The following is a 16327-nucleotide window of genomic DNA, read 5'->3' as shown; positions in this document are numbered from 1 at the left end:
GTTCACAAGCAAGGCGTCGCCGGATAAGGTGGGGCAGGGAGTGACGATATTTGCGCATCTTGCTTGTTGAGGACAACCAGGACCTGGCCGAGGGCTTGTCTGCCATTTTGCGTGGCAGCGGCTACGCCGTCGACGTCGTCAGTGACGGGGCGTCGGCGCATGCGGTCGCTGCGGCTGAAACCTTCGATCTCGTCATTCTCGATCTCAACCTGCCGGAAATGGACGGGCTCGATGTGCTACGGGCAATGCGCGCTCGGCAGAACCGTGCGGCGGTGCTGATCCTTACTGCGCGGGGAGCGCCTGAGGAACGGATCAAGGGGCTCGATCTCGGCGCCGACGACTACATGATCAAGCCGTTCGACGTAGGGGAACTCGAGGCGCGCGTGCGCGTGTTGCTGCGCCGGCAGGCGGGCCTCAGAGCATCCACGGTGAGCTATGGCAATGTTTCGCTTGATCTCAATACCCGCAGCTTCTCCTCAGGCGGCGCGCCCATCGAGATCCCTGCGCGCGAATTAGGCCTTCTCGAACTCCTGTTCATGCGGGCCGGCAAGGTGGTCGCCAAGGACGCGATCATGCAGTCGCTGACCGGCTTCGACGACGATTTGAGCCCCAATGCGATCGAGCAATATGTCAGCCGGCTGCGCAAGCGCTTGGCGCCGCATGGCCTGACCGTTCGCACAGCCCGCGGCATCGGCTACTACCTCGACAAGATGGCCAGGCCCGAATGAGAGCGACGGTCTACAGCCTCCGCCGGCGCCTACTTGGCTGGCTGCTGATTTCGACGGTCGTCATCGGCGTGATTGCGCTCATGGATACCTATAGGGAGGCGGTCACGACCGCCAACGTCGTCTCCGACCGCGTGCTCGCTGGCTCCGCCTTGGCGATCGCGGAGCGTGTGGTCGTGGCAGAGGACGGCTCGCTCGAGGTCGATATTCCCTATGTTGCCCTGGAGATGCTGACCTCAGCCGCGCAGGATCGCGTCTTCTACAGGGTCGACGGTCCGCCGGGCCAGTTCATCACCGGCTACCAGACGCTGCCGTCGCTTACCGAAGAGCCCGGGACATCCACGACCTTCGCGGATGCGACGTTTCGTGGGGAACCGATCCGCATCGCCGCCCTTCGCCGTTCCGCCTCGACGGGCGTCAATTCGGTGCCCTTCGTCGTCACCGTTGCCGAAACGACGATTGCGCGCCGGCAACTGGCGCAGACCATCCTGGTCCGATCGGCTCTTCGTCTCGGCATGATGATCGCCGGCGCCGCGGTGATCGTCTGGACCGCAGTCACATTTTCGCTGCGCCCGCTTTATCGGCTGGGAGACGCGATCGCCGAGCGTAATCCTGATGATCTGCACCCGATTGGTGAACGCGTACCAAACGAAGTCCAGGGGCTTGTTGACACGGTCAATTCCTTCATGGGGCGGCTGCAATCGGCGCTCGATGCGCTGCGCAATTTCACCGGCAACGCCAGCCATCAATTGCGAACGCCGCTTGCGATCATTCGGACTCAGCTCGCCTTGGCACAGCGTGCCGGGTCCTTCGAGGAGACGAAGAGTGCTGTGAAAAAGGCCGACGAAGCCGTCGCCAATGCTGAACGCATCCTGGGGCAATTGCTGCTGATGGCGAAAATCGACGCGGCGGGCAAGAACGAGGCGCGGATGCTGGAGCGTGTCGATCTTGTCGAACTCGCGCGCGAGATCACCGCGGAACACGTGCCGGCGGCTGGAGAGGCCGATATCGATCTCGGCTTCGATGGCGAGGGGGAAGCCTTCATTCGCGCCGAGCCCCTGCTGGTGGCCGAGATGCTCAAGAACCTGATCGGCAACGCCTTGCTCTATGCCGGCTCAGGTGCCGAAGTGACGACACGCGTTGTTGCAGACAGCGGATCCGTGTCGCTGGAGGTCGAGGATAATGGCCCGGGCATCCGGGCGGAGTTGCGCGAGAGAGTGTTGCGGCGCTTCGAGCGCGGAGGCAGCGAAGCGCCGGGTTCGGGGCTCGGCCTGCCGATCGTCGAGGAGATCGCGGATCTTTATGGGGCGACGACCAGTCTCAACGAAGGGGCGGACGGTCGCGGCCTGAAGGTGACCATCCGCTTTCCGGCGGGCTAGTTACAGGCCGGCGCTGCCGGCCCCTCCGGCGCCGCGACGGCGGGCCGGATGAGTAAAACCATCTGCAGGCGGTCAGATCGACACGCCAAATGGTTGCGGCATTTTCGATTAACTTGCTTAGCGGCCGCGCTGGCCGAAGAGAGAAGCTGTCTCGCGGGTCTGTACCCGCAGCATCGCGTTCCAGAGCTGAAGAACGAAACGCGGCTGAAACTGGCTCGCAAGCTTGCGCTGCGACAACATGATAGGTCTCCGATAGTTTTGGACAGCATGCGTATAGTGCATCACGAAGGATCGTGCCAGAGCGCCCGCGCCGGGGCAGACCTGCGCGCCAAGCATATGTGGAAAGTGGTAGAAGAGGGGCGAAATACCTGACGTGAAAAACAAAATGCCGGGATGATTTTCATCATCCCGGCCAGTTGGCTTCACTGGGAGGAGAGTTTTTCTTTAGAGCTTCAGACCTTCTTGCGGTTTTTCTGTCGATAGACGTCGATGACGACGGCGGCGACGATGATCAGGCCCTTGACGATTTCCTGATAGTAGGCGTCGACGCGCAGGAAGGTGAAACCAGAGGTCATCACGCCGAGGATAATCGTGCCGATGACCGTGCCGGTGATCCGGCCCACTCCGCCGGTCAGCGACGTTCCGCCGATGACGGTCGCGGCGATCGCGTCCAGTTCGTACATGACGCCCATGCCGGCCTGGGCCGTCTGAGCGCGGGCAGCGGTAACGACACCGGCGAGCCCCGCCAGCATGCCGGCAATGGCATAGACCTTGATCAGGTGCGCTTCAACATTGATACCCGAGACGCGCGCCGCCTGGACGTTGGCGCCGATTGCGTAGGTGAACTTGCCGTAACGGGTGTAGCGCAGTGCGATGTGGAAGATGATCGCGACGACCAGGAAGACGATGACGGGCCAGATGCCGGTGCCGATGAAGTTGAACTGCTCGGTGAGGCCCGAGACCGGCTGTCCCTTGGTGTACCACTTGGAAATGCCGCGTGCCGACACCATCATGCCGAGCGTGGCGATGAAAGGCGGGATCTTCGTGCGGGCGATGAGCTGGCCGTTGATGACGCCGGCGAGCAAGCCGATGCCGATCCCAAGGCCGATCGGAACGATCGCAGGCATGTCGGTGAGCGACGGATAGAGGGCCCGTGGCCAGGTTGATGCCTGAGCGACGCTTGCCGAGATCATCGCCGTCATGCCGACGACGGAGCCTGAGGAGAGATCGATGCCGCCGGTGATGATGACCTGGGTCACGCCGACGGCGATGATGCCGATCACCGAGACCTGCAGGATCATGATCGTCAGGCGCTGCGAATTCATGAGGAAGCTCTGGCCAACGAAGATCCAGCCAAGAACTTCATAGACGAGGGCGATGCCGATCAGCACCAGGAAGATGTTGAATTCGGGCGGCAGGCGGCGCTTTGCGCCAACGAGCATCGTGCTCGCGCCCGGTGCGGCGATATTGGTATCCATTTTCGTTCCTCCCTTTCGTCGGGTCGCTTCCCGCTCAGCTCGCAGCGAGCTCCATGACCTTGATCTGGGTTGCTTCCGCCCTGTCGAGGAAGCCGGTGACGCGGCCCTCGTGCATGACCATGATGCGGTCGCTCATGCCGAGCACCTCTGGCATTTCCGAAGAAATCATGATGACGGCGACACCGTTTCGCGCCAGCTCGGTAACGAGGCGGTGGATTTCCGCCTTGGCGCCCACATCGATGCCGCGTGTCGGCTCGTCGAGGATCAGGATGCGCGGATTGGTGAGCAGCCAGCGACCGATCAGCACCTTCTGCTGGTTACCGCCGGAGAGGTTCTCGATGCGCTCCTGCAAGTTCGGTGTCTTAACGCGCAGCTTGCGGCTCATCTCTTCGCAAGCGGCGGTGATCTGCTTCTCGGTGACGAAGCCGCCTTTGACGAAGCGATCCTGGAGCACGGCGATCTGCATATTCTCGAGGATGTCGAGGATCAGAAGACAGCCCGTGTCCTTGCGGTCCTCGGTCAGGAACGCCATGCGGTTCTTGATCGCCGTGTTCGGGCTATCAATCGACAGCGCCTTGCCGTCGATCGCAATCGTGCCGGAACTCGCCGGTGTCACGCCAAAGAGCGTTTCGGCGACATTCGAGCGGCCGGAGCCGACGAGGCCGGCGATCCCGAGGATTTCCCCGGCGCGGACATCGAAGGAGACATCACGGAAGACACCGTCGAGCGTCAGATTCTTCACCGAAAGCACGACGTCGCCGATCGGCACTTCCTCTTTCGGGAACATCTGGGTGATCTCGCGGCCAACCATCATGCGGATGATGTCGTCGCGGGTGACGTTGCTCGAGGCATGGGTGCCGATGAATTTGCCGTCGCGGAATACCGAGAACTCGTCGGCGATCTCGAAGAGCTCGTTCATCTTGTGGGTGATGTAGACAATACCGATGCCCTGTTCGCGCAGGTCGCGGATGATCTCGAACAGGTGCGCGACCTCACGCTCGGTCAGCGCCGAGGTCGGCTCGTCCATGATCAAGACGTCGGATTCGTAGGAAACCGCCTTGGCGATCTCGACCATCTGGCGGTTGGCGACTGACAGGTGGCGCACCTCGATCTCCGGATCAATCTTGATCTTCAGGCGATCGAAAAGTCGGGCGGTGATGCGGTTCATCTCGCCGTGGTCGACGAAGCCGAAGCGGTTCTTCGGCTCGCGGCGAATCCAGATATTTTCCGCCACCGTCATGAACGGCATCAGGTTCAGTTCCTGATGGATCATGGCAATGCCGTTTTCGAGCGCGTCGAGCGGCGACTTTAGACGGATGTCGACGCCTTTCAGCCTGACTTCGCCCTTATCGGGCGTATAGATGCCGGCGAGGATTTTCATCAGCGTGGATTTGCCGGCGCCGTTTTCGCCCATCAGCGCATGGACCGTGCCGCGCTTGAGCTTGAACTCGACGTCGTCGAGGGCAACGACACCCGGGAATTCCTTGCGGATGCCTTCCGCCGAAAGAAGATATTCGGCCTTGGGCACGGCGCCGCTGGCGCGCACGGCTGCCATCGTTGTCGGACTGAGCGTCATTTAATTGCCTCCCCGTCATTTCCGGCTGTTGCCGAAAGGCCTCGTTGCTGGCGGGTCACCAGCCCATTTGTCGCAGGTCGCATCCAACGGGACGCGGACATCCGCAGCGGGACTTGCATTTGAACGAGAGCGCGGAAGTTTCCGCGCTCTCGTTTGAAGGCGATCAGTTCTTCGCCTGATACGTGTCGAGGTTTTCCTTAGTCACCAGCTCGAAGGGAATATAGACCTTCTTTTCGACCGGTTCGCCCTTGGCGAGCTTGAGTGCTGCGTCCACCGAACCCTTGCCCTGGCCGGCAGCATTCTGGAACACGGTCACGTCGAGGTCGCCCGCAGCCATTGCCGCAAGTGCGTCCTGCGTCGCGTCGATACCACCGATGACGACCGAGTCCATCGAGCGGCCAGCGGCCTTTAGCGCCTGGATCGCGCCGATCGCCATTTCGTCGTTGTTCGAAATGACGGCATCGAATTCAACGCCGGCCGACAGCCAGTTCGTCAGGAGGTCGGAGCCCTGGGTACGCGACCAGTTGGCGGTCTGCTCCTCGACGATCTCGATACCCTTGCACTGGTCGGTTGCCAGAACGTCGTGGATATCCTTGGTGCGCATGCGGGCGGCCTGGTTGGAGAGTTCGCCCATCATCACGACGGCCTTGCCCTTGCCGTTGAGCATCTTGCAGATTTCCTGCGTCTGCAACGTGCCGGATTCCTGTTCGTTCGAAGCGACGAAAGCCTGCTTCTCCGGCAGCGTGTCGACGTTGACCGGCTCGCGGTTGACATAGACGAGCGGAATGCCGGCGTCTGCGGCAATCTTCGACATGGCTGCCGTCGCGTCGGTATCGACCGGGTTGACGATGATGGCGCTGACACCGGCGGCGATGAAGTTCTGGATCTGGCTCTGCTGCTTCGAGACATCGTTCTGCGCGTCTTCGATCTGCAGCTCGACGCCGTCGAGGGTCTTTGCGTAGTCGGACATACCGTTGCGCAAGACCGTCAGGAAGTTGTCATCGAAAAGGGCCATCGATACGCCGATGGTCTCGGCATGCGCAACCGTCGACATCATCACTGCCAGCGCTGTGCCCAGCACGAATTTCTTCATTGTCTTTCTCCTCCACAATGGTGCCCGGCGACACCTTCTCCTGCCGGGAGCGCAATCCTTGCCGGATTGCGCTCATTCACATTGAAAGCGCCACTCCCGTTACGCCTTCAAAGAAAAAACGGAACAAACGAACCAGTAAATTGCGATTACGGAATATGTATTCCATTTTTATGGGGCGCCGTCAAGACCTGTTGCGGCGCCTCTCATCGATTTCCCGTCGCCAGCGGCGACAGATCAGATCCGGGCTCGAATGTGGTCCATGCTCTGCTTGATCGCAGCCGCCGGATCGGCAACGTCGTGAACTTCGGCGGCAAACGGCTCGAAGGAAAGCGGTCCTGCATAGCCTTCGGCACGCAGCCCCCGGATCTGTCCGACATTGTCGAGAAGGTCGTCCTGGTCGACCAGAACGCGATGCGAGTCGCGCAGATCGGAAACGGCAATCCGGCCGTCGGTTACGCCGGAAATATGCACGAGCCCGGTCATCTCAGGATAGGTCGCGGGCTCGCCGGCAAGATGGTGGTGGAACGTGTCGTGCACCAGCCGGAAGGTCTTCTCGCCTCCGGTGGCCTTGATCGCCTCGACTGCCTCGGTCTTCGAGCGCAGCGAGCAGATTTCGAAGCCCAGCGGCTCGACGAGGCCGGCGATTCCGGCCGATTCGAGCATCGGTTTCAGTGCGGTAAGTGCTTCGCGAAGATTTGCCTGACGCTCGCCGTCCGCCTGGCCGGAGCCGTCGTTGACGGGAACGAGAACGAGGGCCTTGGCGCCGCAGTCGCGCGCATAGGCGATCAGCTCTTCGGCTTCTTCTTGACGCGCCGAATTCCATTCGTTGAAGCGCTGCAGCGCGTTGATGGAGATGATCGTTATGCCGTTGCTGGCGGCGAGTGCCGCTACATCCTTGGCGGGCGTACCGTCGATAATGGCATTGCCCGCAAGGTCGTTGCGGATTTCAACGGAGGTGATCCCTAGGGACTTTGCAAGTTCGAAGAAGGCGCCGAGCGGAAGGCCGGGCGTCGTCATATGATTGAGGGCGAAGGGCAGGGCTGTCACGGGAATGTCTCCTCCAGTGGGGATGGGTTGCGCGCTATAAATAGAACGTTCATTCCATTTACATCGTCGCGGACATTTCACCAACTGCTGGAGAACAGTCAAAGAGCATGGCGCTCAAACAGCTTGCATTGCTGCAATATTGTCTTTCGTCAATGATATAAATCCATCACGGTTCGCTAGATATTCTCGGGCGTGAAGAGGTCAAAGGGAAGGAATGTTTGCCCTGGGGCGCCCGTCGGACCTTTGTCGATCGCCTGGATCATCAGATTGATCGTTTCGCGTGCCAGGGCCGCGGTTGGGGTCGAAATCGCCAACGTGACGACGTCGTCTCCAAGGGCTGCTCGGGACTCCGGCGTCAGTTCGTTGACGACGGCGATGAGCTTGCCTTCCAGTTTTTCCTCGCGGATAGCCGAGATGGCGCCTTCCATGCCTCCGCCGCAGACGTAGAAGCCGATCAGATCCGGGTGGCGCTGCAAAAGGTTCAGCGTTGCTTCGTGCGTGATCTCGGCCGTGTCGAGGTTGACCATGGTATCAAGGACTTCGAAATCTGGCACATGCTCGCGGAAATAGGAGCGAAACCCGATCTCTCGAAGCTCGTGGCCGAGGAAGCGATGGCTGCCGACGAAGGCTGCCACCTTGCCGGGGCGTTTGGCCGCCTTGGCGATCATCCATGCGGCGGTTCGACCGACCTTGTGGTTGTTGAGCCCCACATAACCTTCACGCACGCCGGCGGCGAAGTCCGAAAGCAGCGAGAAGACCGGAATTCCGCGCTCCTTCAATTCCTCGATCGCGGCCGTGACAGCCGGATAGTCGGGGGCGACGAGCGCAACTGCCTGGTTTCGCGCCGCGGCAGCGCGGAGCTTGTCGGTTATCGCCGTCGGCGTGGAATTTGCCACGAAGTCGATCTGCGCGAAAACACGCGCATTCGACAGCGACAGTGCGGCGCTTTCGATCTCTTTTGCAACCGCCTTGTAGAAGGACTGCTCCGGCTTCTGCAGCACGAAGGCAAGCTTGTACTGCGGCAGATCCTCGAAGACACGTTGCCGGATGAGGCCGACTGCGTGGTAGCCAATGGACTTGGCAGCCTCGTAGACACGGCGCGCCGTTTCCTCCCGCACGGGATGGCGTCCATTCAGGACGCGATCGACAGTCGCGACGCTGACGCCAGCGGCTCGTGCGAGGTCCGCAATGGTCGGACGATTGCTCATCGCTTCCTCCTGATAGGTTTGCATCACGAATGATATGCCGTGAATGACATCATTTGAGAGAATATATCATTGCTGCATTGAGACCTAGCAAAAGTCAACCTATCGTCATTGCACGACATCGGACGCTCCTGGCCAAGCTGGCCGGATCGCAGGGAGGAGAGCAAATAGCGATGGTTCCAACGAAGCGAGATTACAGTCTCCTCGGGCGTGATGCCCAGGCGGCCGTCGCCAACGGCCTTTCGGCCGCGGAGTGGTATCACACGGAGATCCCGCGCAAGCAGATGAAGGAACTGATGAAGCGTGAGGATGGACCGGCCATTCGCGACACCGCGATCTGGCTCGGTTGCCTCGTTCTCTTCGGCGGGCTCGGCATCACCCTCTGGGGCAGCTGGTGGGCCATTCCGTGTTTCCTCGCCTATGGCGTCCTCTACGGCTCGGCCTCTGACAGTCGCTGGCACGAATGCGGGCATGGCACGGCGTTCAAGACGATGTGGATGAACAACGCCGTCTACCAGATCGCCTGCTTCATGATCATGCGCAACCCCGTCACCTGGCGCTGGAGCCACACGCGCCACCACACGGACACCGTCATCGTCGGCCGCGATCCTGAGATCGCCGTCATGCGGCCGCCGGATCTCCTGCGCCTCGTCTTGAACTTCTTCGGTATTCTCGATGTCTGGCATGCGGTTATCGACATGGTCCGCAACACGCTTGGCATCATCAGTGCCGAGGAAGCGACATTCATTCCGGAAATGGAGCAGCCGAAGGCGATCCTTGTTGCCCGTATCTGGTTTGCCATCTACGCGGCAACGATCGCGCTCTCGCTCTACCTCGGCTCGATCTTGCCGCTGATGCTGATCGGTCTGCCGCGGCTTTACGGCGCCTGGCACCATGTGCTGACCGGGCTGCTGCAGCATGGCGGTCTCGCCGATAACGTAACGGACCATCGGCTGAACAGCCGCACGGTCTACATGAACCCGGTGAGCCGCTTCGTCTATTGGAACATGAACTACCATGTGGAGCACCACATGTTCCCGATGGTGCCCTATCACGCGCTGCCGAAGCTTCACGCGATGATCAAGCACGATCTGCCAGCGCCAAACCCGTCGATCCTGCACGGCTATCGCGAGATGATCCCGGCCTTCCTGCGGCAGTTGCGCAACGAGGATTATTTCCTGAAGCGCGAACTGCCGGCGACGGCGAAGCCCTACCGGGAGGAGTTTCACAGCGACGCGATCGCGAATGCGGCCGAATAACCAATGAAATCAGGAATGGGAGGAAGTCATGAGCGGAAACTGGGTTGAAGTCTGCGCGGCGGATGAAATCGATGAAGAAGACGTCATCCGATTCGACCACGAAGGTCGCACCTTTGCGGTCTACCGGAGCCCGGACGACGAATATTTCGCGACCGACGGACTTTGCACGCACGAGCATATCCATCTGGCCGACGGCCTCGTGATGGACGACATCATCGAATGTCCGAAGCACAACGGTCGCTTCAACTACAAGACCGGCCAGGCCAAGGGCGCCCCGGTTTGCGTCAACCTGAAGACCTATCCGGTGAAGGTCGAGGCCGGAAGCGTGTTCATCGCGATCGCTTGATTGCGGCTTCAACGCGAAAAGTTCAGCAAGAGCGGGCAGGGAGGGTTGAAATGGGTGGAATCGTCATTGTCGGCGCCGGCGAATGCGGCGCGAGAGCTGCCTTTGCCCTGAGGGAGAAAGGCTGCAACGGGTCAATCACGTTGATCGGCGCCGAGCCGCATCTTCCCTACGAACGGCCGCCGCTTTCGAAGGACGGCCTCAAGGAACAGGTTCAACCGAAATATGTCGCCGATGCCGAACGCTACGCGACCGCAGGGATCGACGTTCTGACCGACAGTCCGGTTAAGGCAATCGACCGCGTCGCCAAGCGCGTCGAACTGGTCGACGGCGGCAGCATCCCCTATGATCGGCTCCTGCTGACGACCGGCGCCCGAGCGCGAACGATACCCGGAACCGATGATGCGTCTCGCCGCGTTCGCACGCTCAGAACGCATGCGGACGCCGAGGAGATCCGGCGCGAACTTCTGCCCGGGCGAAAGCTTGCCATCATCGGTGGCGGATTTATCGGGCTGGAGCTGGCGGCATCGGCGCGCCGGCTCGGGGTGGAGGTTGTCCTCATCGAAGGACTGCCACGCATCCTTTCGCGCGCCGTCCCCGCCGAGATCGCGACCGTTGTCGCAGAGCGGCACCGCGCGGAGGGCGTCGACCTACGGTGCGATACGAAAATCGATCGCATTGATGCGGATGAGCGCGGTATGCGCATCCTGCTTGTGAACGGGCAAACGGTCGACGCTGATTTTCTGGTCGTCGGCATTGGCGCCTTGCCGAATACGGAACTGGCAGAAGCCGCTGGCCTCATCGTCGACAATGGCATTGCGGTCGACGCGACCCTCAGGACTTCGGATCCCGATATCTTCGCGGCCGGCGATTGCTGCTCCTATCCGCTCTGTCACTATGGCGACCGGAGGGTGCGCCTTGAGGCCTGGCGCAATGCGCAGGACCAAGGATCACTCGTTGCCGGCAACCTGCTGGGCGCGAACGAAGCCATCGCCAGCGTACCGTGGTTCTGGTCCGACCAATATGACCTGACGCTACAGATTGCCGGACTTGCCGACGGAGCGGCCAAAACCGTACGTCGCGACCTCTCAGGGGGCGCCTTCATTCTCTTCCACCTCGACGTCACCGGCCGGCTGCTTGCCGCCTCCGGCATCGGTCCAGGCAACGCTGTCGCGCGCGACATTCGTCTTGCGGAAATGTTGATTGCCGCCGGAAAACGGCCCGATCCTCAGGCGCTCGTTTCGCCTGAAACCAAGCTCAAGGCGCTGCTTGCCGCTTAGTGCGAGCCTTATCGCCGATCCTCACCTGTTTCACTGACTTCGGAGACTTCTCATGAAAAGCCGCCGCCCGACCGTTGCCGACCTCCTTTCGATGAAGGGCAAACGCCAACTCACCATGTTGCGGGTGGAAACGCTCGACGAAGCCGAAGCGGCAGAAGCTGCCGGCATCGACCTCGTCTCCGTGCCGCCGGCACTTCTGGGGCCGCAGTTTCGGGAAGCAGCGCCAACCTGTTTTGCCTTTCCCGGTCTCGAATATGGCGACTACGTTTCGGCGGAAGAATACATCCGGGCGGCATTCAAGGCGCTGAAGGCCGGCGGTGATGCCGTCTATTGCGCCGCCGGTCTTTCGACCGTCCGGCGCATGCGGGAGGAGGGCATTCCGGTCTGCGGCCATGTCGGGCTCATCCCCTCCAAGGCCACATGGACCGGCGGGTTCCGGGCGGTTGGCAAGACCGCGGCGAGCGCGCTCGAGATCTGGCGTCAGGTGAAGGCGTTGGAAGAAGCTGGAGCCTTCGCTGCCGAAATCGAGGTCGTGCCCGGCGACGTCGCATCGGCGATCAGTGCGCGAACCTCCATGCTGATGCTGTCGATGGGGGCGGGTTCGGGCTGCGACGCCCAATATCTGTTCGCCGATGACGTGCTCGGCAGCAACCGCGGCCACGTGCCGCGTCACGCCAAGACCTATCGCAACTTCGCCGCCGAATATGATCGACTTCAGCGGGAACGGATTGGCGCATTCACCGAATTTGCCGAAGACGTTCGATCCGGCGCCTATCCGGAACAGCGGCATCTCGTTGGCATTGATCAAAGTGAGCTCAAAACGTTCCTGGCCGAACTGGAACGCAATTAGCGCCGGATGACTTGCCTCGGGGAGGGCGGTTGGTATAGTCCATCGGCATCTGAACCTCCCTTTCCGCAGCGGATTTCGATTTGAGCGCCCTTCTCGAGGACAGCCTTACCTTTGTTGCCTTGCTGGCCGTCATCTACGCGGCAACGGTGCTGGTCTATTTCATTCTGGGCTATGGCATCACCTGGCTCAACGACCGCAACCCCGAGCGCCGCATCCAGAAGGGACGGCGCGGCGAAAAGCGCAAGGCCATCGAGATCCGACAGAGCATGGCATCAATCCTTGTCACTTGCACGTCTGTCGCGATCGGTCTCTTCGTCCAGCACCAAGGCTGGACGTTCTTTTCGCCCTGGGCCTTTAGCTGGTGGACGGCCGTGCCACTGTTCCTGCTCTGCATGGTGCTCTTCGACGCCTGGTTCTATTTCGCCCATCGGCTTCTGCACACCAAGGGTTTCTACAAATATCACCTGTTGCATCACCGCAGCGTCGCGCCGACTGTCTGGAGCAACGATTCGATCGGTCTTGTGGATACGGCGTTGTCGCAGGGCTATTACGCCGTGATCACCTTCCTCGTGCCGTTCCCGCCGATCATTCTTTTAGCGCATCGGCTCTTCGACCAGATCAACGGCACCTTCGGCCATGCGGGCTTTGAATATTTCGCCTCGCGCACAGCGCGCCACCCCTGGCCGATGCTTTGCACGACCTATCACGACCAGCACCACGCCGAGTTCGAATACAACTATGCCAACTATTTCTCGTTCTGGGATCGGGTAATGGGCACGATCGCGCCGAATTATGATCGGCGGGTGGAGGCGCTCGAGGGGGAGGCGCCGGCGCTGAAACTGAGAAAAGGACCTGTCGCCACGGGAGCAGCGGAGAGCTCGCCAGCGGAATGATACGACGAGTTTTCCGCAGGCGTCTTGGATAGCGCTTCGCCCGACTTTCACTCAACATCCGAGGGCGTTGTTTCCGATCCATTTTTGTGCGATGGCATGGCTCGATTGAGAATTGAACACCCGCCAGGCGGTCATGGATTGGAGCAGATGATCGAGCCGTCGCAGGACGAAATAGAGGTCGCGCTGACGCGTGGCCCGGCGCATTATGCGGACCGGCCGATTACGCTTACGGTTTGCGATCCCGACAAGCGCCTTGGTCGCCGGCCACAGCTTGCTTTCAGGCGCCGTGACAGGACCCCTGATACGGTCTTCCGTTCTTTCCTGCTGGATCGGCGAGGGCGAGGGTGCTTCTACGGTTGGACGCCGGTACAGCTTGAAGCAGTGTCTTTGGTGCCCGACGTCGCGACTGCAAATGCTTCAGCAAGGACCGAGCCCCAGATCATGATCCGGCGTATGTCGCTCGCGGAGGCAGCAGTCCTGATCGCACTCCGGCAAACCCTGGCATTCCTTCAGATTGTCAGACTGTTCCTCGCGGGCAACCGAAAGGGAGCCGAGTTTCGATTCGTTCGGCAATGCGACGCCCTTTCTGCCCCAGACTACAGTAATTGGATCGAAGCCCAAGCTTTGGCGGAGGCGGGCGAGACGGGAGACGATAGGCGCGGGTGGCCGCGAAGGCCCCGGATCCTCGTTTCGATTGAGCGGGGCAATGCGGCCGCTGTCGCGGAGACCAGACAGTCGCTCGAAACCCAGACATGGCGAGACTTTCAGGAAGCGTCCGCTGCAGAGATCGACCAACTGCTGGCGCGAGGCGAGGCGACCGATGACCTTTTATGGATAAGGCTTCCGGCGGGAATGCGCGTCGCTCCAAAGGCGTTGGCGCGATTGGCGCGCCCTTTTGCATTCTCTACGGATGTCGCAGTCGTTTACTGCGACGAAGATCATATCGATGCTCGGGGCGCGCGTGTTGCCCCCTTCTTCAAGCCAGCCTGGAATGAGCCACTTGCTCGCTCCGGATGGCTCCCCCTGGAAGGCGCCCTTCTTCGCTTGGCCTGCATCCCCCGTGGCGTTTCTCTACAGAGCATATCCACCGCCGAAGTTGTCCTCACGATGGCTCAGTTGTCGTCCGGAACAATTCTGCATTTACCGAGGGTTCTGCTGCATCGAGGACCATCATGCCGTGGTCGCGACCGTCGCGAGACCTTTATTCAGCCTAAACGGGAATGCCCGGCGGTCAGTGTCATCATTCCGACGCGCGACAGGGCCGACTTGCTTGAGGCCTGTTTGAAAGGTCTCTTTGAGAACACGGCTCGGGCCGATCTTGACGTGATCGTCATCGACAATGATAGCGCCGAAGCAGCCACGCTGGCCTTGTTCTCACGGTATGAGCAGTCAGGACTTGTCCGTCGGATACCTCTCCCGGGAGCTTTCAACTTCTCCCGTGCTTGCAACATCGGTGTCGACGCAGCCCGGCACGACCTCATATTGTTGCTGAACAACGACGTGGAACCCGTTGATTGCCATTGGCTTGAGTGTCTGGCAGGTGAGCTCGATGATCCAACGGTCGGCGCTGCCGGCAATTTGCTGCTGTTTCCTGATGGATTCGTTCAGCATGGCGGGGTTACGCTCGGTGCGGGGACAGTGGCGCGGCACAGCTTTCACTTTCTTCATCCAAAAGACGGGACGGATAAGGGACTATTGCGACAGCGGCGTGATATGTCGGCTGTAACTGCGGCCTGTCTGCTGACGCGGAAAGACCTGTGGCGCCGGCTGGGCGGCATGGATGAGCAAAAGTTGACCGTCGCGTTCAATGACGTGGACTATTGCCTGAAGCTAAGGAAAGCGGGCTTCCGTATTGTCTGGACGCCGATGGCGGCGATGTTGCATAGAGAGAGCGTCTCGCGTGGCGCCGACGATACGCCGCAAAAGCTTCAGCGCTTCGCGCGGGAGGAACGAGCCATGCATGAGCGCTGGAGCGATACGTTGAAAGCCGACCCATACTACAATCCGAACCTCTCACTTATCGCGGAAGAATTCGTTCTCGAAGCCCATCCGAGAAACCTTGCTGCGAGGCCGAGCGTTTGAGCAACGCGAGCGAACGGTTCGCCCGCTGGATTGAGCGGCTGCTGCCTCGGCCGCGGCTGCGCGAGGGGGCTACCGGTCGTCCACGGCGGCCCGTCAAGCGAATCATCGTTTTCGGCCGTATCCCAAACCCGACATTCGACTACTACCTCTCAGCCCGTCTCGAAGAACCCGGCATGCCGCCATTTGAGGTAGTGGACATTCGCGGCCACGAAACGCCGACCTTGGATTCCGACGGATCCTTTGTCATCATATGCCGCTACGCATCGCCGCCTGTGCTGCGCTGGCTTGAGGAGAATGCGGAGCGTCTCTCTGGTGTGGGGTTGTTCCTCGACGACGATATCCCTGCCGTCGTGACGGGGAAGGATGCGGATTTTTTCTATCGGCTGTTCCTCTGGTACCGCGCACTTTGGCCGCTTGGCCGCCTGAACAGACATTTGGATATGGTCTGGGCTTCGACGCCGCACCTGGCATCACGACTGGCGGAGGCAAAGGCCGTGTTGTTGCCGCCGGCGCCGCCGAAGGCGCTTTGGGCGAGTGCCCGCGACGATGCCTTGGCTGGTGATCAGACAGAGGACGAGGTCCTGATCGCCTATCACGCAACGGGCGTGCATCTGGAGGAGCATCGATTTCTCCGGCCGATCATTGCGGACGTGCTCCGTGAACGCCCGCAAGCCCGGTTCGAAGTGTTTGCGGATCGGCGCGCAAGGAGAATCTGGCGCGGTCTTGACCACGTGCAAATCCGCGAGCCGATGCCGTGGACCGAGTATTTGGCCGACGCGAACGCTCGCCGCATTGACATCATGCTTGTTCCTTTGACGCCATCGCACGTCAATGACAGTCGGGCGCCGACAAAGCGCATTGACGTGGCGCGTTATCAGGCGGCCGGGATTTATTCAGAGGGGTTCGCATACGGCTTCTCGGATGAAAGAGGTGAACTACGATTGCCCTATATCGCCGACGAATGGTATCGCGCGATTGCACAACTTGTTGATGATCTGAACGTGCGCGCTAAAGTTGCGTTTGCATCGCAGCATGCGGTCTTGCAAATGGCGGCGGCAGCGGATACGGGTCTCCATGTCCTTAACTCGCGGCAAGCTAGTTTCCTTCCGCTCTAGTT

At 60.7% G+C, this 16327-nt stretch carries 15 protein-coding genes; 9 read left to right on the top strand and 6 right to left on the bottom strand.

All coding sequences use genetic code 11. The features are described from left to right. Positions 1–50 precede the first annotated feature (50 nt). Positions 51–728: a response regulator transcription factor gene (locus tag AC0C6X_RS17490; RefSeq protein ID WP_472954337.1), complete on the top strand. Its 678-nt coding sequence runs from the start codon at positions 51–53 to the stop codon at positions 726–728. Beyond that, complete coding sequence (locus AC0C6X_RS17485; protein WP_472954334.1) at positions 725–2104, top strand: sensor histidine kinase; 1380 nt, start codon at positions 725–727, stop codon at positions 2102–2104. The genes AC0C6X_RS17490 and AC0C6X_RS17485 overlap by 4 nt, the downstream gene beginning before the upstream one ends. Before the next feature lie 117 nt (positions 2105–2221). On the opposite strand, the gene AC0C6X_RS17480 is transcribed toward AC0C6X_RS17485, so the two are convergent. From AC0C6X_RS17480 to AC0C6X_RS17455, 6 genes are all read right to left on the bottom strand, one after another. After that, entirely contained in the window at positions 2222–2344 is a 123-nt protein-coding gene (locus tag AC0C6X_RS17480; RefSeq protein WP_268802306.1) for a hypothetical protein, read from the bottom strand. Between the two features lie 212 nt (positions 2345–2556). Then, positions 2557–3582 carry an ABC transporter permease gene (locus tag AC0C6X_RS17475; RefSeq protein WP_472954330.1) on the bottom strand — a complete coding sequence of 342 codons (1026 nt, stop codon included), beginning with the start codon at positions 3580–3582 and terminating at the stop codon, positions 2557–2559. A gap of 34 nt (positions 3583–3616) precedes the next feature. Continuing rightward, a complete protein-coding gene (locus AC0C6X_RS17470) occupies positions 3617–5158 on the bottom strand; it encodes a sugar ABC transporter ATP-binding protein (protein WP_472954328.1) in 1542 nt (513 codons plus the stop codon). Between the two features lie 163 nt (positions 5159–5321). Beyond that, positions 5322–6251, bottom strand: coding sequence for a sugar ABC transporter substrate-binding protein (locus AC0C6X_RS17465; protein ID WP_173519896.1), 930 nt, complete (start codon positions 6249–6251; stop codon positions 5322–5324). A 234-nt stretch (positions 6252–6485) separates the two neighbouring features. Further along, positions 6486–7298, bottom strand: coding sequence for a TIM barrel protein (locus AC0C6X_RS17460; protein WP_472954325.1), 813 nt, complete (start codon positions 7296–7298; stop codon positions 6486–6488). 176 nt (positions 7299–7474) lie between these two features. After that, a complete protein-coding gene (locus AC0C6X_RS17455) occupies positions 7475–8506 on the bottom strand; it encodes a LacI family DNA-binding transcriptional regulator (protein WP_472954322.1) in 1032 nt (343 codons plus the stop codon). Between the two features lie 164 nt (positions 8507–8670). On the opposite strand from AC0C6X_RS17455, the gene AC0C6X_RS17450 reads away from it, so the two are divergent. The 7 genes from AC0C6X_RS17450 to AC0C6X_RS17420 all read left to right on the top strand — a co-directional run bounded on the left by AC0C6X_RS17450 (position 8671) and on the right by AC0C6X_RS17420 (position 16325). Continuing rightward, positions 8671–9762 (top strand): fatty acid desaturase family protein, encoded by a 1092-nt coding sequence (locus AC0C6X_RS17450; protein ID WP_472954453.1) that lies wholly within the window; start codon positions 8671–8673, stop codon positions 9760–9762. Positions 9763–9790: 28 nt separating this feature from the next. Beyond that, complete coding sequence (locus tag AC0C6X_RS17445) at positions 9791–10108, top strand: MocE family 2Fe-2S type ferredoxin (RefSeq protein ID WP_173519892.1); 318 nt, start codon at positions 9791–9793, stop codon at positions 10106–10108. A gap of 50 nt (positions 10109–10158) precedes the next feature. Continuing rightward, positions 10159–11385, top strand: a complete 1227-nt coding sequence (locus AC0C6X_RS17440) for an NAD(P)/FAD-dependent oxidoreductase (protein ID WP_472954320.1) — start codon at positions 10159–10161, stop codon at positions 11383–11385. Positions 11386–11437: 52 nt separating this feature from the next. Beyond that, the gene (locus tag AC0C6X_RS17435) at positions 11438–12235 is read left to right on the top strand and encodes a 3-methyl-2-oxobutanoate hydroxymethyltransferase (protein ID WP_472954318.1); all 798 of its coding nucleotides are present in this window, start codon (positions 11438–11440) and stop codon (positions 12233–12235) included. A gap of 80 nt (positions 12236–12315) precedes the next feature. Further along, the gene (locus AC0C6X_RS17430; protein WP_472954315.1) at positions 12316–13128 is read left to right on the top strand and encodes a sterol desaturase family protein; all 813 of its coding nucleotides are present in this window, start codon (positions 12316–12318) and stop codon (positions 13126–13128) included. Positions 13129–13275: 147 nt separating this feature from the next. Continuing rightward, on the top strand, positions 13276–15210 hold the full coding sequence (locus tag AC0C6X_RS17425; protein WP_472954451.1) for a glycosyltransferase: 1935 nt from the start codon (positions 13276–13278) through the stop codon (positions 15208–15210). Then, complete coding sequence (locus tag AC0C6X_RS17420; protein ID WP_472954313.1) at positions 15207–16325, top strand: glycosyltransferase family protein; 1119 nt, start codon at positions 15207–15209, stop codon at positions 16323–16325. The genes AC0C6X_RS17425 and AC0C6X_RS17420 overlap by 4 nt, the downstream gene beginning before the upstream one ends. The last annotated feature ends 2 nt before the right edge of the window (positions 16326–16327 follow it).

The organism is Ensifer sp. VA4 (assembly GCF_055710065.1).
This window is presented reverse-complemented; position numbering and strand designations above follow the sequence as displayed.